Origin of the sequence: Methylobacterium sp. DB0501, assembly GCF_011043735.1 — a bacterium.
GTDB classification, from domain to species: domain Bacteria; phylum Pseudomonadota; class Alphaproteobacteria; order Rhizobiales; family Beijerinckiaceae; genus Methylobacterium; species Methylobacterium alsaeris.
Genome location: NZ_JAAKGV010000008.1, coordinates 102,135 through 124,704, shown reverse-complemented (window position 1 = coordinate 124,704; position 22,570 = coordinate 102,135). Strand labels below are relative to the sequence as shown.

23 protein-coding genes and 1 riboswitch are annotated in these 22,570 nt (G+C 71.2%); of the genes, 8 read left to right on the top strand and 15 right to left on the bottom strand.

The window, feature by feature from the left end:
• Positions 1 to 2: 2 nt before the first annotated feature.
• From G4G93_RS13695 to G4G93_RS13675, 5 genes are all read right to left on the bottom strand, one after another.
• Positions 3 to 608: a GNAT family N-acetyltransferase gene (locus tag G4G93_RS13695; RefSeq protein WP_165084959.1), complete on the bottom strand. Its 606-nt coding sequence runs from the start codon at positions 606 to 608 to the stop codon at positions 3 to 5.
• Complete coding sequence (locus G4G93_RS13690; RefSeq protein ID WP_165084958.1) at positions 608 to 2,953, bottom strand: Orn/Lys/Arg decarboxylase N-terminal domain-containing protein; 2,346 nt, start codon at positions 2,951 to 2,953, stop codon at positions 608 to 610. Before G4G93_RS13690 ends, G4G93_RS13695 begins: the two co-directional genes overlap by 1 nt.
• Positions 2,954 to 3,032: 79 nt before the next feature.
• Entirely contained in the window at positions 3,033 to 3,647 is a 615-nt protein-coding gene (locus G4G93_RS13685; protein WP_165084957.1) for a GDSL-type esterase/lipase family protein, read from the bottom strand.
• Positions 3,644 to 4,627 carry a hypothetical protein gene (locus tag G4G93_RS13680; protein ID WP_165084956.1) on the bottom strand — a complete coding sequence of 328 codons (984 nt, stop codon included), beginning with the start codon at positions 4,625 to 4,627 and terminating at the stop codon, positions 3,644 to 3,646. The genes G4G93_RS13685 and G4G93_RS13680 overlap by 4 nt, the downstream gene beginning before the upstream one ends.
• Positions 4,614 to 5,987 (bottom strand): MBOAT family protein, encoded by a 1,374-nt coding sequence (locus tag G4G93_RS13675; RefSeq protein ID WP_165084955.1) that lies wholly within the window; start codon positions 5,985 to 5,987, stop codon positions 4,614 to 4,616. Before G4G93_RS13675 ends, G4G93_RS13680 begins: the two co-directional genes overlap by 14 nt.
• 364 nt (positions 5,988 to 6,351) lie before the next feature.
• On the opposite strand from G4G93_RS13675, the gene G4G93_RS13670 reads away from it, so the two are divergent.
• A complete protein-coding gene (locus tag G4G93_RS13670) occupies positions 6,352 to 6,852 on the top strand; it encodes a MucR family transcriptional regulator (RefSeq protein WP_165084954.1) in 501 nt (166 codons plus the stop codon).
• A 126-nt stretch (positions 6,853 to 6,978) separates the two neighbouring features.
• Here G4G93_RS13670 and G4G93_RS13665 read toward each other — a convergent pair whose 3' ends face one another.
• Positions 6,979 to 7,305 carry a hypothetical protein gene (locus tag G4G93_RS13665; protein ID WP_165084953.1) on the bottom strand — a complete coding sequence of 109 codons (327 nt, stop codon included), beginning with the start codon at positions 7,303 to 7,305 and terminating at the stop codon, positions 6,979 to 6,981.
• Between the two features lie 593 nt (positions 7,306 to 7,898).
• On the opposite strand from G4G93_RS13665, the gene speB reads away from it, so the two are divergent.
• A complete protein-coding gene (speB, locus tag G4G93_RS13660) occupies positions 7,899 to 8,939 on the top strand; it encodes an agmatinase (protein WP_165084952.1) in 1,041 nt (346 codons plus the stop codon).
• Positions 8,940 to 9,017: 78 nt separating this feature from the next.
• Here speB and G4G93_RS13655 read toward each other — a convergent pair whose 3' ends face one another.
• Positions 9,018 to 9,953, bottom strand: coding sequence for an SMP-30/gluconolactonase/LRE family protein (locus G4G93_RS13655; protein ID WP_165084951.1), 936 nt, complete (start codon positions 9,951 to 9,953; stop codon positions 9,018 to 9,020).
• A gap of 242 nt (positions 9,954 to 10,195) precedes the next feature.
• Here G4G93_RS13655 and G4G93_RS13650 point away from each other — a divergent pair, with 242 nt between their 5' ends.
• Positions 10,196 to 11,029: an NAD(P)-dependent oxidoreductase gene (locus tag G4G93_RS13650; protein WP_165084950.1), complete on the top strand. Its 834-nt coding sequence runs from the start codon at positions 10,196 to 10,198 to the stop codon at positions 11,027 to 11,029.
• Between the two features lie 155 nt (positions 11,030 to 11,184).
• Here G4G93_RS13650 and G4G93_RS13645 read toward each other — a convergent pair whose 3' ends face one another.
• The gene (locus G4G93_RS13645; RefSeq protein WP_165084949.1) at positions 11,185 to 11,661 is read right to left on the bottom strand and encodes an Rrf2 family transcriptional regulator; all 477 of its coding nucleotides are present in this window, start codon (positions 11,659 to 11,661) and stop codon (positions 11,185 to 11,187) included.
• A 110-nt stretch (positions 11,662 to 11,771) separates the two neighbouring features.
• On the opposite strand from G4G93_RS13645, the gene hmpA reads away from it, so the two are divergent.
• The 5 genes from hmpA (at position 11,772) to G4G93_RS13620 (ending at position 18,335) form a co-directional block, all read left to right on the top strand.
• A complete protein-coding gene (gene hmpA, locus G4G93_RS13640) occupies positions 11,772 to 13,016 on the top strand; it encodes an NO-inducible flavohemoprotein (protein WP_165084948.1) in 1,245 nt (414 codons plus the stop codon).
• A gap of 294 nt (positions 13,017 to 13,310) precedes the next feature.
• Complete coding sequence (locus G4G93_RS13635; RefSeq protein WP_165084947.1) at positions 13,311 to 14,276, top strand: TAXI family TRAP transporter solute-binding subunit; 966 nt, start codon at positions 13,311 to 13,313, stop codon at positions 14,274 to 14,276.
• A gap of 86 nt (positions 14,277 to 14,362) precedes the next feature.
• Positions 14,363 to 14,569: riboswitch (cobalamin riboswitch) on the top strand.
• Positions 14,570 to 14,689: 120 nt separating this feature from the next.
• The gene (locus tag G4G93_RS13630; RefSeq protein ID WP_395411194.1) at positions 14,690 to 16,888 is read left to right on the top strand and encodes a TonB-dependent siderophore receptor; all 2,199 of its coding nucleotides are present in this window, start codon (positions 14,690 to 14,692) and stop codon (positions 16,886 to 16,888) included.
• A complete protein-coding gene (locus tag G4G93_RS13625) occupies positions 16,888 to 17,190 on the top strand; it encodes a hypothetical protein (RefSeq protein ID WP_206289752.1) in 303 nt (100 codons plus the stop codon). The genes G4G93_RS13630 and G4G93_RS13625 overlap by 1 nt, the downstream gene beginning before the upstream one ends.
• Positions 17,187 to 18,335, top strand: coding sequence for a heparan-alpha-glucosaminide N-acetyltransferase domain-containing protein (locus G4G93_RS13620; protein ID WP_312891977.1), 1,149 nt, complete (start codon positions 17,187 to 17,189; stop codon positions 18,333 to 18,335). The genes G4G93_RS13625 and G4G93_RS13620 overlap by 4 nt, the downstream gene beginning before the upstream one ends.
• Before the next feature lie 250 nt (positions 18,336 to 18,585).
• Here G4G93_RS13620 and G4G93_RS13615 read toward each other — a convergent pair whose 3' ends face one another.
• The 7 genes from G4G93_RS13615 to G4G93_RS13585 all read right to left on the bottom strand — a co-directional run bounded on the left by G4G93_RS13615 (position 18,586) and on the right by G4G93_RS13585 (position 22,559).
• Entirely contained in the window at positions 18,586 to 19,278 is a 693-nt protein-coding gene (locus G4G93_RS13615; RefSeq protein ID WP_165084946.1) for a DUF2490 domain-containing protein, read from the bottom strand.
• Between the two features lie 159 nt (positions 19,279 to 19,437).
• The gene (locus tag G4G93_RS13610) at positions 19,438 to 19,635 is read right to left on the bottom strand and encodes a hypothetical protein (RefSeq protein WP_165084945.1); all 198 of its coding nucleotides are present in this window, start codon (positions 19,633 to 19,635) and stop codon (positions 19,438 to 19,440) included.
• Positions 19,636 to 19,824: 189 nt separating this feature from the next.
• Positions 19,825 to 20,208, bottom strand: coding sequence for a DUF6481 family protein (locus G4G93_RS13605; protein WP_206289751.1), 384 nt, complete (start codon positions 20,206 to 20,208; stop codon positions 19,825 to 19,827).
• Between the two features lie 4 nt (positions 20,209 to 20,212).
• A complete protein-coding gene (locus G4G93_RS13600) occupies positions 20,213 to 20,434 on the bottom strand; it encodes a hypothetical protein (RefSeq protein WP_165084944.1) in 222 nt (73 codons plus the stop codon).
• Between the two features lie 102 nt (positions 20,435 to 20,536).
• Positions 20,537 to 20,746 carry a cold-shock protein gene (locus tag G4G93_RS13595; RefSeq protein ID WP_139034007.1) on the bottom strand — a complete coding sequence of 70 codons (210 nt, stop codon included), beginning with the start codon at positions 20,744 to 20,746 and terminating at the stop codon, positions 20,537 to 20,539.
• Between the two features lie 67 nt (positions 20,747 to 20,813).
• Positions 20,814 to 21,065: a hypothetical protein gene (locus G4G93_RS13590; protein WP_165084943.1), complete on the bottom strand. Its 252-nt coding sequence runs from the start codon at positions 21,063 to 21,065 to the stop codon at positions 20,814 to 20,816.
• A gap of 84 nt (positions 21,066 to 21,149) precedes the next feature.
• Entirely contained in the window at positions 21,150 to 22,559 is a 1,410-nt protein-coding gene (locus tag G4G93_RS13585; protein ID WP_165084942.1) for a TAXI family TRAP transporter solute-binding subunit, read from the bottom strand.
• Positions 22,560 to 22,570 lie beyond the last annotated feature (11 nt).

The following is a 22,570-nucleotide window of genomic DNA, read 5'->3' as shown; positions in this document are numbered from 1 at the left end:
GCTCACGGCGCCGGCAGCGGCGCCCGCGCCTCCTGCTCCACCGCCTCCTGCCGCCAGGTCGAGGGCTGGTCCGACGACCCCGTGCCCAGCGGGCACTGCACCATCACGCTGTCGGCCCAGCGTCCGTAACGGTAGGCGACGGCCGGCAGGTGGCCGACCCTGGTGAAGCCGCAGGCCTCGTGCAGGCGCAAGCTGGCCTCGTTCTCGGCGTCGATGTAGCCGATCATCTGGCGGTAGCCGCCCGCCGCGCAGGCCTCGATCAGGGCCGGCAGCAGGCGCCGGCCGATGCCGGCATGCAGGTGGCCGGCATGAACGTAGATCGAGTGCTTGAGCGTGTAGCGGTAGGCCGGCCGCTTGCGGAACGGCACGGCGTAGGCGTAGCCGGCCACCATTCCGTGGCGCTCGGCCACGAGATGGGGCAGGCGCTTCGAGCGCATGTTCTTGCGCCGGCGCTTGAGGTCGTCCGGCCGGAGCCGGTCTTCCTCGAAGTCGCCGGTATCGCCGACGCCGTGGCGGATGTGGTGCTCGTAGATCTCGATCATCGCCGCCACGTCGGCATCCGTCGACGGGCGGATCACGATCCCGGGCTGCGTGAGCACGGAATCCATCAGCGCCCCTCCCGCAGCACGTAGGTGTAGAAGCGGATGCGCCCGTCGGGCTCGACCTGGCGGTAGACGCCCTGGATCTCGGCCTCGAAGCCCGGGAACAGGTTGGCGGCGGCCTCGAACATCTTGAAGTAGTCGAGCATGGGCTTTGCCCGCTCGTCCAGCCGCTCGCCCGGCAGCACCGTGCCGATGCCGGGCGGATAGACCAGCATCAGGGTGGTGGCGACGCGCCCCTCGGCCTCGGCGATCGGCACGAAGTCGACGTTGTTGCGGGTCAGCATCTGCGCGGCGGCCTTCGGCGGCATCACCATCTCGGGCAGGTGCTCGGGCATGAACTGCTTGCGCTGGAGGCCCGATGTGCCGGCCTGGCGGTGGAAGGCGTGGTAATCGGCGCAGAGGTCGCGCAGGCGCACGCCGCCGTAGCGCTGCGGCCGGCGCCGGACGAATTCCGGCATCGCCTCTTCGAGCTGCACGTTGTCGTCGTGCAGGCGCTTGAAGGCGACCAGACCCGAGATCAGCGTGCCGGCCTTCGAGGATTCGACGCCCGGCGTCAGCAGGAAGAGCAGCGAGTTGAGGTCGTTCTTCTCCGGGACGATGCGGTTCTCGCGCAGGTACTGGGCGACGATCGGGGCCGGCACGCCGTGCTCGGTGTACTCGCCCGTCCGCCGGTCGAAGCCGGGGGTCAGCACCGTGAGCTTGTTCGGGTCGGTCATGGCGTAGCCCGGCGCCACGTGGGTGAAGCCGTGCCAGCCGGCCCCGGGCTTCAGCTCCCAGTGACGGGGGTTGGAGGCGAGCTCGTCGGTCGGCAGGCTCTCCCACGGCACCTCCGTCCCGCCTGTCGTCGTCGCCAGGTCGGGCACGAAGGGATCGAAGAACCAGCGGCGCTTCGGGTCGCGCTCGTTCTCCTCGAACTCCTTGCGGATCGCCCGCACCTTCTTGCGCCACTCGATGCCGAGCCGGATCGTGTCGTCCCACAGGATCATGCCGGAGCGCCCCTTCATCATCTGGGCGCCGACGTCGAGGGAGGCGAAGAGGGGGTAGAACGGCGAGGTCGAGGCGTGGACGAGGAAGCTCTCGTTGAGGCGCCGGTGCTCCACCCGGCGGGTCTGGCCGCGGATATGGCCGTCCTTGGTGTGGATCTGCGACGCCTGGGAGAAGCTCGCGAGCTGCTTGTGGGTCGATTGCGTGGCGATGATGCCGGGCGAGGTCTCGTCGAGTCCCGTCAGCCCCATGGCGTAGCGGCCCTGGAACAGGGGATGGAACTTCATGAAGCCGGCCCAGGCCTCGTCGAACAGGATGTAGTCGCAAAGGTGGCCGATCCTGGCGACGATCTCGCGGGCGTCGTAGATCGTGCCGTCATAGGTGCATTGCTCAATGACGGCGACGCGGAACGGGCGCTCGCGGCGCCATGCCTCCTTGTCCTTGACCAGCGGGTTGTCGCGGATCTTCTGGCGGATCTTGTCCTCGTCCAGGGCCTCGTGGAAGATCGGGCCGATCAGCCCGTAGGCGTTGCGGTCGGTCTCCAGGAAGATCGGGATGCCGCCGCCGAGGAACAGCGCGCCGTGATGCGCCGCCTTGTGGTTGTTGCGGTCGAACAGCACCAGGTCGTCCTCGGCGACGAGGGATGACAGCACGATCTTGTTCGAGGCCGAGGTGCCGTTGAGCACGAAGTAGGTCTTTTCGGCCCCGAAGATCTGGGCCGCCTCCTTCTGCGCCTTGAGGGCCGGGCCCTCGTGGGTCAGCAGGTCACCGAGATCGAGGACCGAGTTGTCGAGGTCATCGCGAAAGATCGCCTCGCCGAGATGCTCGACGAAGATGCGGCCGATCGGCGAACGGTTGTAGAAGATGCCGCCATTGTGGCCCGGGCAGGTCCAGAGCTGGTTGCCCTTCTCGGCGTAGTCGACGAGCGCGCCGAAGAACGGGGTCTTCAGGGTCTCGGCATATTGGGTCACGCGGCTGACGAGGCCGCGGGCGATGAATTCGGGGGTTTCTTCCGCGAGGAAGATGTAGCCGTCGATGAAGTCGAGCAGCTCGACCGGGATGTCCTCCAGGCGCTTGCGCCGGACCATGATGACGATCGGCATCTCGAGGCCGCGCTTGCGCATCATGTCGATGAGCGCCGCCGCCTTGCCGTCGAGGCCGCGCTTGCCCCAGTCGACCACCAGGCAGCCGACCGCCGCGTCGGTCTGCACCGCGATCGCCGCGTCCTCGACCCGCCGCGCCCGCACCACCTCGAAGCCGCGATGCTCGACCGCAGCCACGATCTGGTTGACCCGCGCGCCCTCCAGGTCGTCCGGGTCGAAGGCCGGCGTGCACATCAGCACGGTGAAGCGGCGGTGGAAATCCATCGGGCGGGGCTCCTGTCCCTTGCGGAATGGCCTGCGTGTCGGATGCTCTCATGACGATCCGATGACAGGCGCCGACGATTCAGCCGCCCCGCACGAGGTCCGCGAGGGCGCCACTCAGGGCGGCGTAGCCGTGCGCGTTCAGATGGAGCCGGTCGGCGTCGAGGCCAGGGGTGGGATCGGGACCGAGTGCCGCGTCGCCGTCGAGGAGCCGCAGGGCTCGGGCCCGCGCGAGGTCGGCGATGGCGGCGTTGAGCGCGAGGCGGTCGGCCTCGCTGCGCCCGGGCGGGCTCTCGCGCCACGGCACGGTGGCGAGCAGAATCACCGGCGGCGCCCAGGCAGCCCGCAGTTCCGTCACGAGGGCGTCGAGGCCGGCGGCGATCGTCCCGGGGGCGTCGCCATCCGCGAAGCTGTTGGTACCGACCATCAGGAGCGCGAGGCGGGGCCGGATCGCGAAGGCGGCCATCGCGGCGAGGCGCCAGCGGGTGGTCTGCACCCGGTCGCCGGGCAGGCCGAGATTGAGCGCGACGAGGCCGGTCGCGGCCGAAAGATCGGTCTCGTGCCAGCCGGCGACGAGCGAATCGCCGAGCGCCACCGCCTCCGGCGTGAAGCCGGCGGCGAGGCGGCCCAGGAGGGCGCGGTGGCGCTTGAGGCCGGAGGCCTTGGCCGGTGGGGCAGGGAGGCGGGCCCGGCTCACCGGGCGGTGGCCCGCCGCAGCCCCAGCCGTTCCAGCACCTGGCGGCCGATCAGCGGCGTGTAGTGCAGGTTGTCGAGCCAGGCGGGGGTCGAGCCCCTGGCGGGGTCGAACGGGTAGGGCGCCCCGAGGCCGGTGAGGTCGAGGACCGGCCGCCCGCGGGCGGCGCAGGCCCGCATCACCGCCGCGCGCCAGCGCTCGAAGTCGCCGGTCAGGTCGAGGTCGGCGAGCACCCGCCTCTGCGCATCGCTCACCGGCGAGAGGTAGACGGCCAGGTCGACGCCCGAGAGCCGGTCGAGGGCGAGGTCGAGGCCCGCCAGGGTCTCGGGCCGGAACGGCGCGGTGGTGCGCCGGCGCGTGGCGTCGTTCTCGAGGGTCAGGGCCGCCGGCAGGGGCGGGGTGATGCGATAGCCCTCCCGGGTCCAGGCGCCCGGATCGTCGCCGCCCTCGACCGCGGAAAGCCAGCTGTCGGCGAGCGCGTAGCGGCCGAGCACGCTGCCCATCAGCGCGGCGAGCCGGCCGCTCGGGGTCGCCAGCGCCTCGTCGAGATGCACCGGCACGCTCGGGCGCGAGAACATGTAGTAGTCGAGCCCCAGCGTCGCCCGGGCCGGCGCCCGCGAGGCCACCACCGCGGCGATCATCGGCAGTTCCGTGGCGATGATCGCCGAGATGCCGGCATTGAAGACGCGGGCCGGGGCCACGGCGGTGACGTCGGCGGGATCGAGGCCATGATAGACCGTCGAACTGCCGATCAGGGCGAGGTCGTAGCGGCGCGTCAGGGCCTGCAGCACCTTCGCCCGGCGGGTCTGGCGGTCGAGGAGGCGGCTGTTGCCCCCGGTCGCCTGCCGCCAGGGCGGGTCGTCGCGAAAGATCCAGTAGGCGTCGAACCCGATCACCCGGCCCGCCACCCCGGCGACGAGGACGGCGAGGAAGGCCGCCGTCAGGGCGAGGTAGCGGCGGGACGCGGCCTCAGAAGCGGGCATAGATGAAGGCCTGGTTGGCGTCGTTGCCGACCTGGAGCAGGATCGCCGCGAGCACCAGGGCGGTCGCCGCGGCGGCCCAGGCCCGCGGCACCAGGCGCTCCACCGCCTCGCGGGCGGTGGGGCCGAGGATCGCCAGGGCGGCGGCGCCGGCGGCGAGGGGCCAGAATCCTGCGGAGGAGCCCGCCGCGTCGGTGCCGAGGCCGAGAAGGCCGCGATAGACCGCGAGCGCGGTGGCGAAATCCGGCGCCCGGAACAGCACCCAGGCGAGGCAGACGAAGGCGAGCGTCACGAGGAGGCCCGCCGCCTCCGGCAGGGAGAGGCCGGCCCGGCGCCAGAGCACGTGCAGACCGAGCGCGATTCCGTGCGCCGCCCCCCAGGCGACGAAGGTCAGCCCCGCCCCGTGCCACAGCCCGCCGAGCGCCATGGTGGCGAACAGGGCCAGGAGCTGGCGCGCCAGCCCGTGCCGGCTGCCGCCGAACGGGATGTAGAGGTAGTCGCGCAGGAAGAGCGACAGGGTGATGTGCCAGCGCCGCCAGAAATCCTGGATCGACGCCGCCCGGTACGGCGCCCGGAAGTTGTCCGGCAGGACGATGCCGAACAGGAGCGCGAGGCCGAGCGCCATGTCGGTATAGCCCGAGAAGTCGAAATAGAGCTGGAGCGCGTAGCCGATCGTCGCCTGAAGCGCGGCCGCGCCATCCGGCTGCCCGCCCGCGGCCGCGGCGGCCCAGACCGGATCGACGAAGCTGCCGAGCCCGTCGCCGAGGAACACCTTCTTGGCGAGGCCGACGGTCAGCAGCATCAGCCCGCGGGCGGAGCGGTCGGCGCAAGGCCGCTCCGGCCCCCGCAGCTGGCCCAGGATCTCGGCCGGCCGCACGAGGGGACCGGCGATCACCCGGGGGAAGAAGGCGACGTAGACCGCGTATTCGGCGAGTGTCATCCGCTCGGCGAGGCCGCGCCGCAGGTCGACCAGGTAGGCGACGTGCTGGAAGGTGAAGAACGAGATGCCGAGCGGCAGCGCCAGCGACACCCGCGGCACCTCCGCGCCCGTGACCGCGTCGACGAGCCCGGCGAAGAAGCCGAGATACTTGAACAGGCCGAGAAGCCCGAGATCGAGGACGATCGCGGCCGCGAGGGCGCTCCCGCGGCCGCTGCGGCGCCAGACCTCGCCGGCGAGCCAGTTGAGCGTCACGGAGCCCGCGAGCAGCGGCACGAAACGCCAGTCCCACCAGCCGTAGAAGACGAAGGACAGGCCGGCGAGCCAGACGACGCGCGATTGCGGCCGCCGGGCGACGCAGAGCGCGTGCAGCCCGAGTGCCGCCGGCAGGAACAGCAGCAGGAACGGCAGGGAGTTGAAGGGCATGGCGGCACTCGCCGGTCGGGCCTCGGGGTTAGTGCAAGTCCGGGGCCGGGGGAAGGGCGGCGGAGCGAATTTGGCGCCGTGATCCGTCGTCGCCTGAGCGCTTTGCGTTCATTTCGCCGCGCGTGATGCCGCGATGCGATCTTGATCTCAGAGTTGGCTGTCGATGAGCCCCGGGCGGCGCAAGGCTTGGGCGAATCTCCGGGGCCCGCATGAAGCCGTTGCGCGACGGGAAGCTTGCGCCATTATCAAAAGCATCTGTGGGAAATTCAGGGCTGACGTCGCGACGGTGGGTTGAAACCGTAGCCAGATGCCCGATATCTGGCCTATGCCCGTCTACCGGGTGCGTGAATTAGGATGATTATCCGTGTCGCAAGAAGATCTGGTCCAGGAGGTCGATTTCGTCGCCCTCGCCGCCGACGTCGTATCCGCCTACGTCGCCAACAACTCCGTTCCCGCCGCCGACCTGGCCGCCCTGATCGGAACCGTGCACAGCGCGTTCGTCTCCCTCGGCCAGCCGGCCGTCAAGGAGGCCGAGAAGCCGGTGCCGCTGATGCCTATCAAGAAGACGGTGACCCCGGACTACCTGATCAGCCTCGAGGACGGGAAGCAGTACAAGTCGCTGAAGCGCCACCTGTCGACCCGCGGGCTCACCCCCGAGGAGTATCGCCGCAAGTGGGGCCTGCCGCACGACTACCCGATGGTCGCCGCCAACTACGCCGCCCAGCGCTCCGAACTCGCCAAGAGCATCGGGCTGGGCCGGGGCCGCAACGTCGCTGCGGCGGCCAAGCGCGCGACCTCCGACGCGGTGGTGAAGGCGCCGGCCGAGACGAGCGGCGCCAAGCGCGGCCGCCCGCGCAAGGCGTGAGTCGCGGCCGCCCGCGCAAGGCCTGAGGCCTTCGGGAATCGCCGCCGGGCCGGTTGGTCCGGGGCGTTCTGGAACGATCGCATGACGATCAGGTGCGGCGCAGCCGGCGGGGGCCGGCCGCCGCGCTCAGATCAACTCGCCGTGCCAGGCCGTGAAGCCGAGCGGCGTCGTCTCGCCCAAGGGGCCGCGCCGCTCGGCCCGGGCGCGCAGGCTGCGCCGGTACTCTCCGAGCCGCACGCCGTATGTCCCCTCGGTCCAGGGGCGCTGCGGCCGGGTGAGGTCGAACGGTGCGGCGCTGCCGGCCTCGACCCGACGGACCGCATCCGGCACCTCCAGCATCATGCTGCCGTCGAGCACGAGGTGGAGGGTGATATGGTCGAAGCCGTCGCGGGCCACCCGGCGGGGGCTGCGCCCATGCGCCACTCCGGCGAGGCGACGGTCTGAGATCAGCATCCGCGGCAGCCGGTGAGCGACGCCTTCGGTCCGCAGGGGACGCCCAACCGCTCCACGTCGGTACCGCCGCTGCAGACCGCGCGACAGGCCTCGAAGGCGGCGTCGGCGAGGGGGCGGTCGAGGGTGATCGTGTCCATGGCTCCCGCGAGCCCGTCAGCGCCCGGCGCACGCGTGCTTTTCCCCGGCGGCCAATGTTACTTGAGGCGTCATGGTTCCCTGCAATGGCATGACGTGGCGCGGCCGGAGCAGAAGGGCAACGAGATCCGTCGCGCAGGCACCGACGCTGGTCGCCAGCAGCGCCTCGCCGAGGCAGGCTTCGCGGAAGACCCGGTCGGCTGGAGCATTTTCCGACGAAGTGGATATCGGTTCGTTTCAGAGAATGCGGCAAAATCAGAGATCGAGAGCGGCGTTTCTTGCAACGCGCACTGTACACGACACAGCGGGCTTGCCAGCATGGCCGGGCTGCGCTCTTGTCGCGGCGGGTGGCGCGGGCCGAGGGCACGCCGGGCGCGCCGCGGCCTTGGCGCCGAGCCCCCCGAGTGCCGCGCCCACAGGCCCATGCGCCGCGCGGGCCCCCATCTCCGGAGCCTTCCATGGATCAAGCCAAGCTCGCGGCCCTGCGGGCCCGCTACCTCGACGCGACCGGCGGCGACATCGACGATCCGGATTTCGCGAAGGCGGCCAAGCAGCAATTCAGCGAGAGCGACCGGCGCAAGTGGCCCTTCGCCGATCCGGCGACCTTCCTCGACCTACCGTTCCGCCCGGACGTCGCGACGCTGCCGGATTTCGGCGGCCTCGACGTGGCGCTGATCGGCGTGCCGATGGATCTCGGGGTCACCAACCGGGCCGGTGCCCGCCTCGGCCCGCGGGCGGTGCGGGCGGTCGAGCGGATCGGCCCCTACGAGCACGTGCTGCGGATGACGCCGGCGGCGGAACTGACGGCGGCCGATATCGGCGACGTGCCGTTCCGCAGCCGCTTCTCCCTCGAGAGCTGCCACGAGGACATCGAGGAATTCTTCTCCGCCGTGGTCAAGGCCGGCGTGGTGCCGCTGGCAGTGGGCGGCGACCACTCGATCAGCCGTGCGACCCTGCGGGCGGTGGGCGCGTCGCGCCCGGTCGGCATGATCCACATCGACGCCCATTGCGACACCGGCGGCGTCTACGAGGGCTCGAAGTTCCATCATGGCGGCCCGTTCCGCCAGGCGGTGCTCGACGGTGTGCTCGATCCCGCACGCACGATCCAGATCGGCATCCGCGGCGGCGCCGAGTACCTATGGGAGTTCTCCTATGTCTCCGGCATGACGGTGATCCACGCCGAGGAGGTGCCGCGGCTCGGGCTTCCCGCGGTGATCGCCCGGGCCCGCGAGGTGGCGGGCGAGGGCCCGACCTACGTCTCCTTCGATGTCGACAGCCTCGATCCCGGCTTCGCCCCCGGCACGGGCACGCCGGAGATGGGCGGGCTCACCCCCCGCGAGGTGCTGGACCTGCTGCGCGGGCTCGCCGGCCTGAACGTGGTCGGCGGCGACGTCGTCGAGGTGGCGCCGCAATACGATCCCACCAGCAACACGGCGCAATGCGCCGCGCAGGTGCTGTTCGAGCTCATGTGCCTGGTGGCGGCGGGGCGGCGCGGGTAAGGCGCCGCCCTCCAATCCCAACGGTCCGGTGCCTCAGCATCCCGGGCCGTCGGCATGAGGCCGCGCTCTGCCGTGGCCTCACCCCCCGGCCACGCCCTGCGCCTCGACATAGACCGCGTAGAGCGACTGGCTCGCCGCCATGAACAGCCGGTTGCGGTGGCGGCCGCCGAAGCAGAGGTTGGCGCAGCGCTCCGGCAGGCGGATGCGGCCGATCAGGATTCCCTCCGGGTTGTAGACCATCACCCCGTCGAGGGCGTCGTCGCCCATGCCCCAGCCGCACCAGAGATTGCCGTCGGTGTCGCAGCGGAAGCCGTCCGGCGTGCCGGGGCCGGCATCGATGTGGACACGCCGGTTCGTCAGGCGCCCGTCCGCGACGTCGAAGGCGAGGATGCGGCGGTTCGGCTGCGCCCGCGACTCGACGAGGTAGAGGATCGACTCGTCGGGCGAGAAGCACAGGCCGTTCGGCCCGGCGAGGTCGGTCGCTGCGGCCTCCAGCACGCCGGTGACGGGATCGAGGCGGTAGACGTTCTGGGGCAGCTCGGGTTCGGCCCGCACGCCCTCGTAATTGCCGAGGATGCCGAAGGGCGGATCGGTGAACCAGACCGCGCCGTCGCGAGCCACCACCACGTCGTTCGGCGAGTTGAGGCGCTTGCCCTGATAGGAATCGGCCAGCACCGTGATGCTGCCGTCATAGTCTGTGCGCGTCACCCGCCGTCCGCCATGCTCGCAGGTGACGAGGCGGCCCTGCCGGTCGCGGGTGTTGCCGTTGGCGAAGTTCGACGGCTTGCGGAAGGCCGAGACCGCGCCGGTCTCCTCGTCGAAGCGCAGGATGCGGTTGTTGGGGATGTCGCTCCACAGCAGGTAGCGTCCGTCGCCGAACCAGACCGGGCCTTCGCTCCAGCGGCAGCCGGTGGCGAGGCGCTCGACCCCGGCGCTGAACACCCTGTAGCGGGCGAAGGACGGGTCGATGACCTCGATGGCGGGGTCGGGATACCGGATCGTCGGCGTCCACACGGGCGATGTCCTCCTGGCTCGTCTCGACGGGCGGCGGACCTTCGCCGCCCGCGCCGCGGGAGGCAAGCCGCGTCGTCGCGCGATCGGCCATCGACCCCCGATCGGCCCTTGAACCCGATTCCGTCCTCGACCCCAATTCCGGCCTTGACCCCGATTCTGTCCTTGACCCTATGCCGACGCATCACGACGACGGGGTGCGACGCGCCCGCCCGGGCGCCGCCAACGAGGACGGGGAGGGACGCATGAGCGAGGCCGCGGGAATCAGGGTCGCCCTGTCGGGGGCGGGCGGGCAGATCGGGGCGGTGCTGCGGCCGCGGCTGCTCGCGGCCGGCCACACCTTGCGCTCCGGCGGGGGCCCGACGGCGCTGACGCCGCTCTCCGACGCCGAGACCGTGACGACCGGCGACCTGCGCGACGCCGAGGCCGTCGACCGGCTGCTCCAAGGCACCGACGTCCTGGTCCACATGGCCGGCACCAGCGTCGAGAAGCCCTTGCCGGAGGTGATCGAGAACAACCTCGTTGCCCTGCGGGCGGTGTACGAGGGCGCGCGCCGCCACGGTCTGCGCCGGGTGGTGTTCGCCAGCTCCAACCACGCCTTCGGCATGCATGCGGTGGACGACCGGCTCGCGATCGAAGCACCTTTCCGGCCGGACGGGTTCTACGGCCTGAGCAAGGCCTGGGGCGAGCTGATGGGCCGGATGTACTGGGACCGGCACGGCATCGAGGGCGTGGCCCTGCGCATCGGCAGTGCCCTGCCGCGCCCGACCGAGTTCCGCCACCTCTCGACCTGGCTCGGCCACGACGACCTCGGCCAGCTCGTGTTGCGCAGCATCGCGGCGCCGATCCCCGGCTACGTCGCGGTGTGGGGCGCCTCGAACAACCCGCGCAGCTACTGGGACAACCAGGCGGCGGCGGCGGTGATCGGCTACCGGCCGACCCAGTCGGCAGAGGATTGGGCCGAGGAGATCCTGGCCCAGGAGAACCCCCTCGACCCGATCGCCCGCACCCTCCAGGGCGGCAGCTTCACGACGATCGACTACACGCCGCAGGCCGAGCGGCCGAATCGGGGCGGGTAACCTCCCCGAACAGTCCCCCATGGAACTCGGGCTTGCCCGAGTTCCCCACCGGCACGCTCGAATCGGGCTTGCCCGAGTTCCCCACCGGCATGTTCGACTCGGGCTTGCCCGAGTTCCGCCGAGGGCGGGTTTCCCGCGCTGCCACGATCGGCCGCCTACATCCCCATCCGCTCTGCCCCCGGCTCCGGCAGCCCGAGGAGCCGGGCCAGATCCGGCGCCGCCCCGCCCGCCAGCAGGTCGGCCAGGGTGTAGCGGTCGAGCACCGCCAGGAAGGCGGCCAGCGCCTCGGCCAGGGCGACACGCAGGCGGCAGGCCGGGGTGATGGCGCAGGCGCCGTCGCCGAAGCACGCGACCAGGGCCAGGTCTTCCTCCGTCTGCCGCACCACCGCGCCGACCACGATCCTGTCCGGCGCCACCGCGAGGCGCAGGCCGCCGCCGCGGCCGCGGATCGTGCGTACCAGGCCGAGCCGACCGAGCTGATGCACCACCTTCGTCAGGTGGTTCTCGGAGATCCCGTAGGCCCGGGCGATCTCGCCGATCGAACTCTGCCGCGGCTCGCCGGTGCCGAGATCCTGCGCGCCGAGATACAGCAGCGTGCGCAGGGCGTAGTCGGTGTATCGCGTCAGGCGCATGGGAGCCGAGCCCGCCTCATAACCTGTAAAGCCTATGCACCTTCAGGCCGCCGTTTTAAAAGATGCATATTGAATGCACCTTTGATCGCAACGAACCGTCGAGCCGCGCCATGCCGTCCCCGCTGAGCCCCGCCACCACCGCCCTCGTCAAGGCCACGATCCCCGCCCTGGAGGCGCACGGCCTCGCGATCACCCGCCGGATGTACGAGCGCCTGTTCACCGATCCGGCGATCCGCGACCTGTTCAACCAGTCACATCACGGCGAGACCGGCTCCCAGCCGAAAGCCCTGGCCGCCGCGGTGCTGGCCTATGCCCGCCACATCGACGATCTCGACGCCCTCGCCGGCGCGGTCGAGCGCATCGCCCAGAAGCACGTCACCCTGGCGATCCTGCCGGAGCATTACCGCGCCGTCGCCGAGGCGCTGCTCGGGGCGATCCGCGACGTGCTGGCCGAGGCCGCCACGCCCGAGATCTGCGCCGCCTGGGGCGAGGCCTACTGGTTCCTGGCCGACATCCTGATCGCCCGCGAGGCCGCGCTCTACCGCGACCATGCGGGCCGGCCCGGCGGCTGGACCGGCTGGCGCGAGTTCCGGATCGAGAGCGTGCGCCCGGAGAGCGCGACGATCCGCTCCTTCATGCTCGTCCCGGTCGATGGCGGGCCGGTGCTGCGCCACGTACCCGGGCAGTATCTCGGGCTGCGGTTCGACCTGCCCGGTCACGGCGTACTGGTGCGCAACTACTCGGTCTCCTGCGCGCCGAACGACCGGGCCTACCGCATCACGGTGAAGCGCGAGGCGGCACCGGGCCGCCCGGCCGGGACCGTCTCGTCCTGGCTGCACGACGAGGCGGGCCCCGGCACCGTGCTGAAGGCCGCGGCGCCCGCCGGCGATTTCGTGCTCGACCGGGCGGCGACCGCCCCGGTGGTGCTGGTGAGCGGCGGCGTCGGCCTCACCCCGATGATGAGCATGCTGGAGACGATCCGGGCCGAGACGCCGGAGCGGCCGACCTGGTACGTGCACGGTGCCCTGTGCGGCCGCGTCCACGCCATGGCCGGGCACGCGCGAAGCCTCGCCGCCGCCTGCCCGGCGATCCGCCTCCATACCGTCTACGAGGTGCCCGAGGCCGAGGACCGGCTCGGGATCGATCACGACGCGGTCGGCCGGATCACCGCCGACTGGCTCGTCGCCCACACCCCGGCGGTGGACGCGACCTATTACCTCTGCGGTCCCAAGTCCTTCCTCGCCAGCCTCGTCCACGGCCTCGCCCGTCTCGGCGTACCGGCCGAGCGGATCCGCCACGAGTTCTTCGGGCCGGCGGACGAGCTGCCGGAGGAAGCGCCGCGCGTGGCGGCGTGAGGGGAAGCGGGGAAAAGCCGTCACCGTGGCCGCCATCCCGCCACTGCCGACCTCAGGGCGAGGCGGCGGATGGGATGACCGTGGTTCGGCCCGTGCCGAGATGTGGGCAAGCCCGGCCCGGCCCCCTGGGGGGATTGATCGGCGCGCGTCGCGATCGCCATCATCGTCCCGGGCCGCGCCGCTGGCGTGAGCGCCCGGAACGGCGCCGGTGCCGGTTTGCGACAGGCGGCGCCCGATCTCCGCCTCGGTTTCAACGATCGGCGGCGAGAGAGCCGAGACAGCCTGGACGACCTCATGCCGAACCACTGGCTCATCGCCGCCGCCTTCGCCGGCCTCCTCGTGCCGCTCTCCGCCGCGACGGCCCAGGACCGGCCGACCTCCGCACCCCTGCACCTCGTCCTCGCCACCGCAACGCCGGGCGGCGGTTTCCCGGCCTATGGCGAGGCGCTGGCGGCGGCGATCCGGGAGGTGAGCCCGGACATCACCCTGGAGCTGCGCGCCAGCAAGGGCTCGACCGAGAACCTGATCCTCCTGCGCGAGGGCAAGGTCGATCTCGGCCTCGTCCAGGGCGAATACGCCTACGAGGCCCTGGCGGGGCAGGGGGTGGGCAAGGGGGCGGAGCAGCCGATCGCCGTGGTCGCCCCGGTCTACGCGGCGCCGGGCCTGTTCGTGGTCCGGGCCGACAGCCCGGTGCGCCGCATCGACGATTTGCGCGGGCGGCCGGTGGCCCTCGGCACGCGCGCCTCCGGTCTCACTGCCATGGGCCGGACGGTCCTGCGGGGCGCGGGCCTCGACCCCGAGCACGACATCCGGCCGATCCTCCTCGACCATGCCGGCGACGGCCCGGCGATGGTGGCGGACGGGCGGGCCGCCGCCCTGTTCGGGGGCGGCACCGGCTGGCCGGGTTTCCGGGCCGTCGCCGAGGCGCCGGGGGGCGCCCGCTTCCTCGGGCCTTCCGCGGCCGCGATCGACGCGATCCTGGCGGCGAGCCCCTCCCTGCGGCGCATGACCGTCCCGGCCAAAACCTTCCCGGGCCAGGACGAAGCGGTCGAGACCGTGGGGTCGTGGAGCCTTACGCTCGGCAAGCCCGGTCTCGACCCGGCAGCGGTCGCCCGCCTCGTCGCGGCGATCGACAGGGCCAAGCCGGCGCTGGCGCGGCGCCTGCCGCACGAGCGGCCGAGCGACCCGCGCGACCTCGACGCGGCCGTTCCGGCCGCGTGGCTGCACCCGGCCACGGCGGCGTTCCTGCGCGGCCGGTAGCCCGACGGTGTGCCGCCGCGGCCACAGGCGTCGGTAACACTATTACATTGCGTTTCCGGTCTGTTGCTCTCCGTAGGGCAACCTGCCATGGATGGAACTGCCAAGGTGCCCCGGGCGCGAGCCCGGGGCGAAGAGGGAATCCGGTGCGCTCGACCGAGCGAAGCCGGGGCTGCCCCCGCAACTGTGAGCGGAGAGCTCCCGCCGCCGGCGGCCACTGGTGCCCTGCACCGGGAAGGCCAGGCGGGAGCGACGATCCGCGAGCCAGGAGACCTGCCTTGGCCCGCGCCCCGACGGGCGCGGTCACATCCCGCGGGCGGTGCGGCCCGGGGGAGCGCTCGGGCTGCCGCGCGATCCGCGCGGCGCGCCCTGCCGCTCGCCCGGACCGTGCCCTGCGGCAACCTCGAGTGTGTGTCGTGAATCGCCGTCCGCCGCTCCGCAGCAACCGTTCCACCGGCCTCCGCCGCAATGCCGTCGCGGCGACCGCCCTGGCCCTCGGCCTCGGCGCTCCCGCGGCCTCGGCGGAGGAGGCCATCGCCCTCGACGAGGTCGTGGTCGAGGGCCCCCGGAACCCGGCGCCCGGTCTCCCGACGTTCCCGACGACGGCCGCCGGCACGATCGGGCTGATCGGCCCGACCCCGGGCTTCCGGGCCGACCGTGCGGTGAGCAGCACGAAGACCGATACGCCCCAGCGCGACGTGCCGCAGGCCGTCACCGTCGCCCCGCGCGAGGTCATCACCGATCTTGCCGCCACCCGGGTCGACCGTGTGCTGACCTACACGCCCGGCGTGGCGCAGCAGAACAATTTCGGCGGCCTGACCATCTTCAGCTACGCCATCCGCGGCGTGACCACCTCCGAGATCTACAAGAACGGCTTTCCGCTCAACCGTGGCTTCCCGCCGCCGCCCGACACCCAGAACGTCGAGCGGATCGAGGTGCTGAAGGGGCCCGGCGGCGGCCTGTTCGGCCGCAGCGATCCGGGCGGCCTCGTCAACATCATCACCAAGCAGCCGACGCGGGAGCGCTTCGTCGAGATGGGCGGGCTGTGGGGCTCGTTCGAGGAGTTCCGCGGCACGGTCGATTCCGGCGGCGCCCTCAACGACGAGGGCACGCTGCTCTACCGCTTCAACATCGCCGCCGGGCGCCAGAACAGCTTTCGCGATTTCGTCGACGGCGACCGGCTGTTCGTCGCACCGGTCGTGAGCTGGCAGATCACGCCGGACACGAAAGTCACCGTCGAGACCGAGTTCCTGCGTAACCGCACGGTGTTCGACCGCGGCGTCATCGCGATCAACAACCGGCTCGGGGCCTTGCCGATCTCGCGCTTCCTCGGCGAGCCGGGCCAGAGCATTCATCAGTCGAGCGATTCGATGCAGATCCGCGTCGACCACCGCTTCGACGCCGACTGGCAGCTGCGGCTCGCGACCTACCTCAACTCCAACTCGCTCGTCGGCGAGGCGGTGGAGGTGCGGCGCCTGGCGGCCGACAACCGCACGGTCCTGCGCGACCGCAACTTCCGCAATTACACCGCCGACGTGGCGATCGGCCAGGCCGAGCTGGTCGGGCGCTTCGACACCGCCGGGATCGGCCATACCCTGCTGCTGGGCTTCGAGCGCGAGAGCACCGACGGCCGCTACCAGCAGATCCGCTCCCGCTTCCAGCAGAACCCGTATCCCCTCGACGTCTACAATCCGGTCTACGGCCGGCCGGCGCCTCCTTTCGCGTTCCAGACCAACGGCTTCGAGCGGGTGACCAACACCGCGCTCTACGCCCAGGACCAGATCGCGCTCTCGCCCGAATGGAAGGCGCTGGTCGGCACGCGCTTCGACTTCTTCGAGCAGTCGTTCAAGGAACGGACCACCGGCCGTCAGACCGACCAGACCGACTTCGCCGCGACGCCGCGGGCCGGGCTCGTCTATCAGCCGCTGCCGCAGCTCGCGCTCTACGCCAATGTCGGAACCAGCTTCCGACCCAATATCGGGCCCGACGCCGCCGCATCGTCGTCAGGCAACCCGTTCGCGCCGGAGACCGGGCTCGGCTACGAGGTCGGCACCAGGCTCGACCTGTTCGGGGGGGCTTTGAGCCTCACCGGTGCCGCCTTCCGGGTCGAGAGGCAGAACGTGCTCACGCCGGATCCCAACAACACCGCCGTCTCGATCGCCGCCGGCGCGGTGCGCAGCCAGGGCGTCGAGTTCACGGCGGCCGGCCAGCTCTCGCCGGAGGTCAAGATCCTGGCCGGCTACGTCTTCGCCGATGCCGTCGTCACCAAGGACAACGTGCTGCCGGTCGGCGCGCCGCTGATCAACGTGCCGCGCCACAGCGGCAGCCTGCTCGCCGTCCACGAGGCGCAGGAGGGCCCCTGGAAGGGCTTCGGGATCGGCGGCGGCGTGCGCGCCGTGGGCGAGCGGGCGGGCGACGCCAATGGCGGCGCCTTCCGGCTTCCGGGCTACATCGCCGTCGATGCGCTCGCCTATTACCGCTGGGAGAATTTCCGGTTCGGCCTCAACGTCGAGAACGTCTTCGACACCACCTATTACGCCTCGTCGCTGAGCACCCTGCGGGTCTTCCCCGGTTCCCCGCGCCGGTTCACCGGCACCCTGTCGGTGCGGTTCTGATGCCGAGTGCCGTCCGCCAAGACGACAGCCTCCAGGACGAAAGCGGCCAAGACGAACGCCGCAAGGACGAGGGGCGCAAGGGCGATGCCGGCCGCGACGCGGCGGCGGCCCGTGCCCGGCGCTACCGCCAGGCCCTCGCCCCGGTCCTGGCCGCCATCACCGGGGAGGCGGGCGCGACGCCGGAGGGCATCGCCGCGTCGCTGACCCGCCGGGGCGTGCCGAAGCCCCGGGGCGGCCGGGTCTGGACCCCGCCGGACGTGCGCCGGCTGCTCTCGCGGCTCGCCGTGGAGACGACGTCGTGACGCTGTCGAATCCCGCCCGACCCGCTGCCCGCATCGGCTCGATCGATGCCTTGCGCGGCTTCGTCATGCTGCTGATGCTCGTGGATCACGTCCGCGAGTTCTTCTACCTGCACGCCCAGGTCCGCGACCCGATCGACCTTGCGGTCACCGGCCAGGCCCTCGCGGCGACGCGGCTGACGGCGCATCTCTGCGCGCCGGTCTTCCTCCTGCTCACCGGCCTCTCGGCCTGCCTCTATGCGGGCAAGCACGGGCGAGGTGCGGCGTCGCGCTTCCTTCTCACCCGCGGGCTGTTCCTGATTCTGCTCGAACTGACCCTGGTGAACCTCGCCTGGACCGGCACGCTCCTGCCGCCGGTCCTCTACCTGCAGGTGATCTGGGCGATCGGCCTCGCGATGATCGTCCTCGCCGGGCTGATCCTCTTGCCCCGTCCCGCCCTGGCGGCTTTCGCCCTCATCATCATGCTGGGCCACAACTGCCTCGACGGGATCGCGCTGGCGCCCGACCAGGCCGGCTACACCCTGTGGTCGATCCTGCACCAGCGCGGCTTCCTCGGCCTGCCCTGGGGCGTCGCCCGCACCTCCTATCCGGTGCTGCCCTGGATCGGCGTCGCGGCGGCGGGCTACGCGCTCGGGCCGTGGTTCGCGCTGGATCGTCGCGAGCGCCGCCGCCGGCTCCTCCCCCTCGGCGCGGCGGCGCTCGCCGGATTCCTGGCCTTACGCGGGCTCAACGGCTACGGCGATCCGACGCCGTGGCAGCTCGGCGCGACGCTCGGGGGGACGGTCCTGTCGTTCCTCAACGTCACCAAGTATCCGCCCTCGGCCGACTTCCTGCTCCTCACCCTGGGGCTCGGGCTCTGGCTCCTCGCCCTGTTCGAGGCGCTGCCGGCCACCCGCCTCGGCTGGCTGCGGGTGTTCGGCGGCGCGCCGTTGTTCTTCTACCTGCTGCATCTCTGGCTGCTGCGCGGGCTCTACGACCTCATGCTCGCCCTCGGACTCGGACTCGGCAGTTCGGGCCGGGTCGAGGCCGGCGGGCCGGCGCAGCTCTGGCTGATCGCGGCCCTCCTCAGCGTACCGCTCTACGGGGCGTGCCGGTGGATGGTGGGGTTGAAGCGCAGGGCGAAGCATCCGGTGCTGAGCTACCTGTAGGATGGCAGACCGGCTCGTTGGTGACGTTCGCACGCCGATGGGCTTCATCCCCTCCCGTCATTCCGGGGCCGCGCAGCGGAGCCCGGAATCGAGAACCGCGGATGCTTCAGGGCAAAGCAGTCAGCGTTCCGCTTTGTCTGTCATCACCTGCGGTTCTGGATCCCGGGCTTCCCGCCTTCGGCGAGCCCTTGGGGTGACCCTGTATGGTGGATGTCGGACGTGCGGAGTCTTCGCGCCGGGACCGCCCGATCTACTGGCGCACCGACAAATTCAGCGACACGATGTGATCCATCCCGACCCGCGCAGCCGGCGCGTTCACCGTCTGGTTGATGTAGCCGATCTCGAGCGTCGATCGGCCGGCGAGCGGCAGCGACAGCCCGACGAAGGTGCGCACGCGGTCGAACCCGGCCCGTGCGCCCCAATCGGTGTCGTTGAGCGCCACGAAGGCCTCGGTCCAGGCGACCGCGGCGATGCCGTCCTTCGCCTCGGTCAGCGGCAGGGAGGCGCGCAGCATCTGGCGCAGGCGAAAGCCCGTGTCGCGCCCGTTGGTCTGGAAGCGCTGCTCGAATCGCGTGCGGGACGACAGCGCCACGCGGTCGAAGGTGCCGATCTCCCAGCCGAGCTGCTGGAAGCTGCGGTCCTCCGAGAAGGAGCGCGCCCCGGCGGGGGTGTTCTCCACCCGCGCATAGCCCTGGTAGAGGGTGACGGCCTCGCCGATCTTCCAGCCGACGGCAGGCCGCACGATGAGCTGGTCGAGCCGCGAGATGCCGTCGCCGAAGCGCGGCTGCACCTCGGCGAAATAGGCGAACGAACCGATGCCGCCGAAAGTTGTGGCATTGATCCAGAGCTGCGCGTCGTGCTCGACCTGCGCCGTTGCCGGCAGGACCGAGGCCGCGAGCCAGACGGCCGACAGCAGGGAAAGCGGGCGTCCGGCCGGAACCATGCAGCATCCATCGGGAACGGCGCCGCGACGGGCGGACCGGTCGCGCGCATCATTCCCTTGAGGAAGCGGGCCGTCGAGTCCCTCGAAGGCCGGCAGGCGGAAGGTCCTGCCGCTGTGGCGCCCCGGTCACGGCAGGGCGGCGGCCCCGCGCCCGGAGGCTCAGCGCAGGGCGACGATCTCGCTCTCGCGGACCGCGCGCTCGCCCTTGATCGACTTGATGCGATAGGCGGCCTCGCCGGTGCGGTCCTCCGGCATCAGCCGCACCACCTCGAACACGTCGATGTCGCTCGCCAGCGCATCGGCCGATCCGGACCGGACCATCTGGACCTGCTGGTGGACCTTGAACTTGTGCAACATCGAACGATCCTATGCGGGAGTGAAGAACGGCGCGTCGAATCGAACGACTTCCGATCGATTGCTCGGCGATTGCTGCGTCATCGCGTTCGCTACGCGGAAGTCGGCTTCGCTCAAGCGTGCGAAGCGTCCGGCTCCACCGCGCGGGCTGGTGATACGAAGTTCGGAACGGGATATCGTCCGGACTTCGTATCAGCCGCGCTGGCGGGCCTTGCGCGCCGCGTAGCGGGCATCGCGCGCGGCCTTCTGGTCGGCGAGCCGGGTCTCGGCGGCCTGCACGGCTTCGGCCGCGCGCTCCGTCGCCTCGGCGGCGGCGATCTCGTCCTGGCGGGCCTGTTCGGCCTTCGCTTCGGACTCTCGTGCAAGCCGCACGGCTTCCTGCGCGGCCCGCTCGGCCTCGCGCTCGGCGAGCCGGACGGTCCGCGCCGCGGCGACGGCCTCGCGTTCGGCGCGCCGGGCGAGGAGGGCCGGATCGTTCGTGGTGTCGCGGGCCTGGAACCGGCCCAGCATGGCCTGGCGGGCGGCCGCGGCGGAGCCAAGCCGGTCGCCGAGGGGGGCTTCCTTGAACTTGCCCATCCGATCAGACCCGGTTCAGGGCGAGCGAGCGGACCGGGCGCGCGAACCGGTCCGCGAGGTGCCAATGCAGCTCACGGATCGAGTGATAGCGGTAGGTGCGGTCGATCAGATGGCTGACATCGCGGTGCTGGTCGTCGACCTGCTGCCAGATCTTGGCGACCTGGAATGTCGGCGGCTCGACCGCCGGTGTAGAGGGAGAAGACTGCGAACTGAAAGTAAAATTCACTCAAATCATCCATTGGAGAAAAACCTGCGCGCCCGGCACGGAACGAGGCTTGCGCAGGGCAGGAGATGCGGATGATCACACCCGCATCTCGATATCGTCAGCTTACGCGGCGCGCAGATCGCCAGCGGACTGCTTGCCGCTGCGGCGATCGGTTTCCATCTCATAGGAAACCTTCTGGCCTTCGGCCAGGGTCTGCATGCCGGCCCGCTCGACGGCGGAGATATGCACGAACACGTCCTTGCCGCCGTCATCCGGCTGAATGAACCCGAAGCCCTTCTGGACGTTGAACCACTTCACGGTACCGATGCTCATCGTCGTATCCATCGTCTGCAAGCGTCTGCGAGAGCTCGGCGCGCGGTTCGCGGTGCCGAGGCTCGATTCAATCGACAAAATTGGAGAGAGTGGCAGAGCATGCGCCGGCATGAACGCGGCGGAGAGGCTCGGTAATCAGGCCAAAAATCGATCTGTCATCTATATAGCGAAAGATCTTCAACCGCAAGCGAAGCCGCAAGATATCTCGATAATATTTTTCGAGCGTCCGATTGATCGCCGAAAAGCTGCCGCCGCACAAACTGCCCTCGCCACGTCGGATACCGGCCTGAGACGTGCCGGGTAAGACGCTGGCCGGCATCCACAATCCAGGCTCGGGCGAAGGCCGCCCGGGTGCGAGGGGAGGGGGCCCGTTCAGGTCCGGTTCGGCGAGACCGCCGGGCTCTCACGGCGCTGTCGGCGCCACCGCTTCCCCGGCCGCCGCCCGGCAATCCGCCACCGTCGCCCGCGCCGTCTCGATGGCGATCGACACCGCCGCGAGCGTCCGGGCATCGAGCTCGCGCCGGCGGATGTCGCGCACCACCTCGATGGCGAGCTTGTCGATCTCGACCGACAGGGCGGCGATGGCGGCCGGGTCGCCCAGGGCCCGCGCCTGGTCGGTGATCTCGAGCAGGCGGTCGGTCACCTCGTCGAGGCGTTCGCGGCGCAGGCTCGCCAGGCGCTGGCGCAGCCAGGCCAGAGCCGAGGCGAGGCCGCCGGCCAGCGCCGCGAGCAGGTAGAGCGTGTCGCCGTAGCGCTCGACGAAGCCGTGCTGCTCGCGCTCGAAATAGTCGATCGCGCCGGGATGGATCGGGATGCGGGCGCTCGTCGCCGCGACCGTGGTGTCGTAGGCCGGGGCCTGGACGTATTCCGCCGCGTCGGTCTCCTCGGCGGCGGCGGTGCGCAGCTCGAACAGGTGCTGGGTCACGTCGGCGGCGACGGCGCGGCTGAGCGAGGTGCGGGCCATCAGCCGGTACGAGGCGCCGACCGTCTTGACGTCGTCGGCCGGCAGCTTGGGCCGCCCGCCGAACAGCCCGGCCGGGACCGTGACCGCCTGGAGCCGGGGGAAGCGCTCGATCACCGCATCGCTGTCCGGCACGTCGACGAGGTCGAGCTTGCCGTTGCGGCTGATCCCCCGCACCGATTCGACCAGAGCCCGCGCTTTCGGGGCCGAGGCCGCGATGATGCTGACGAAGGCGTCGATGCGCTTGTCGCGGATCGCCGCCGCCGCGTCCGACCCGTCGATGGCGACGAGGCGCACCGTGTTGCCCGGCAGTGCCGCCGGGGCCATGCCGGCCGGGACGCCTGGGCCTGTCGGCACCGTCTCCGGCGCGTCGAGCTTGAGGTCGTAATAGGCCAGGATGTTCTTGAGCAGCCAGAAGTCGGCGCTGCGATGGGCCGCGATGCCGAGGCGTCTGCCGGCGAGCTTCGGGAAGCTCGTGATGCCGGAGGCATCGGGCGAGACGATCAGCATCGCCTGGTCGCGCAGGATGGCGAGCGTCAGGCCGTTCTTCGGCAGGAGCACGTCGGGCCGCACCACCGCGAGGTCGGCGCGGCCGTCCTGGAGCGCGGCGGCGCTCTCGCGCACGTCGTCGAAGGACAGGATCTTGAGGCGGATGTTCTCGCGCCCGGCCTCGAGGGCGTCGGCATAGGCCTTGATGAGGGCGGGCTCGGTGCCGTCCCGGGGTGCCACCGCGATGGTGAGCGTCGTCGCCTGGCTGAAATAGAGTGCGGCCCCGATCGCGGCGGCGAGCCCCGCCACGATCACAGCCGCGAAGGTCTCGCGCCGCAGGACCCAGTCCGGGAGGGCGGGCATCGGGGGCATCC

Coding starts and splice junctions, on each gene's coding strand:
- G4G93_RS13695 (WP_165084959.1), bottom strand. CDS start 608: ATGGATTCCGTGCTCACGCAGCCCGGGATCGTGATCCGCCCGTCGACG.
- G4G93_RS13690 (WP_165084958.1), bottom strand. CDS start 2,953: ATGGATTTCCACCGCCGCTTCACCGTGCTGATGTGCACGCCGGCCTTC.
- G4G93_RS13680 (WP_165084956.1), bottom strand. CDS start 4,627: ATGCCCGCTTCTGAGGCCGCGTCCCGCCGCTACCTCGCCCTGACGGCG.
- G4G93_RS13675 (WP_165084955.1), bottom strand. CDS start 5,987: ATGCCCTTCAACTCCCTGCCGTTCCTGCTGCTGTTCCTGCCGGCGGCA.
- G4G93_RS13665 (WP_165084953.1), bottom strand. CDS start 7,305: ATGCTGATCTCAGACCGTCGCCTCGCCGGAGTGGCGCATGGGCGCAGC.
- speB (WP_165084952.1), top strand. CDS start 7,899: ATGGATCAAGCCAAGCTCGCGGCCCTGCGGGCCCGCTACCTCGACGCG.
- G4G93_RS13650 (WP_165084950.1), top strand. CDS start 10,196: ATGAGCGAGGCCGCGGGAATCAGGGTCGCCCTGTCGGGGGCGGGCGGG.
- G4G93_RS13645 (WP_165084949.1), bottom strand. CDS start 11,661: ATGCGCCTGACGCGATACACCGACTACGCCCTGCGCACGCTGCTGTAT.
- hmpA (WP_165084948.1), top strand. CDS start 11,772: ATGCCGTCCCCGCTGAGCCCCGCCACCACCGCCCTCGTCAAGGCCACG.
- G4G93_RS13635 (WP_165084947.1), top strand. CDS start 13,311: ATGCCGAACCACTGGCTCATCGCCGCCGCCTTCGCCGGCCTCCTCGTG.
- G4G93_RS13625 (WP_206289752.1), top strand. CDS start 16,888: ATGCCGAGTGCCGTCCGCCAAGACGACAGCCTCCAGGACGAAAGCGGC.
- G4G93_RS13615 (WP_165084946.1), bottom strand. CDS start 19,278: ATGGTTCCGGCCGGACGCCCGCTTTCCCTGCTGTCGGCCGTCTGGCTC.
- G4G93_RS13610 (WP_165084945.1), bottom strand. CDS start 19,635: ATGTTGCACAAGTTCAAGGTCCACCAGCAGGTCCAGATGGTCCGGTCC.
- G4G93_RS13605 (WP_206289751.1), bottom strand. CDS start 20,208: ATGGGCAAGTTCAAGGAAGCCCCCCTCGGCGACCGGCTTGGCTCCGCC.
- G4G93_RS13595 (WP_139034007.1), bottom strand. CDS start 20,746: ATGAGCATCGGTACCGTGAAGTGGTTCAACGTCCAGAAGGGCTTCGGG.
- G4G93_RS13590 (WP_165084943.1), bottom strand. CDS start 21,065: ATGCCGGCCAGCGTCTTACCCGGCACGTCTCAGGCCGGTATCCGACGT.
- G4G93_RS13585 (WP_165084942.1), bottom strand. CDS start 22,559: ATGCCCGCCCTCCCGGACTGGGTCCTGCGGCGCGAGACCTTCGCGGCT.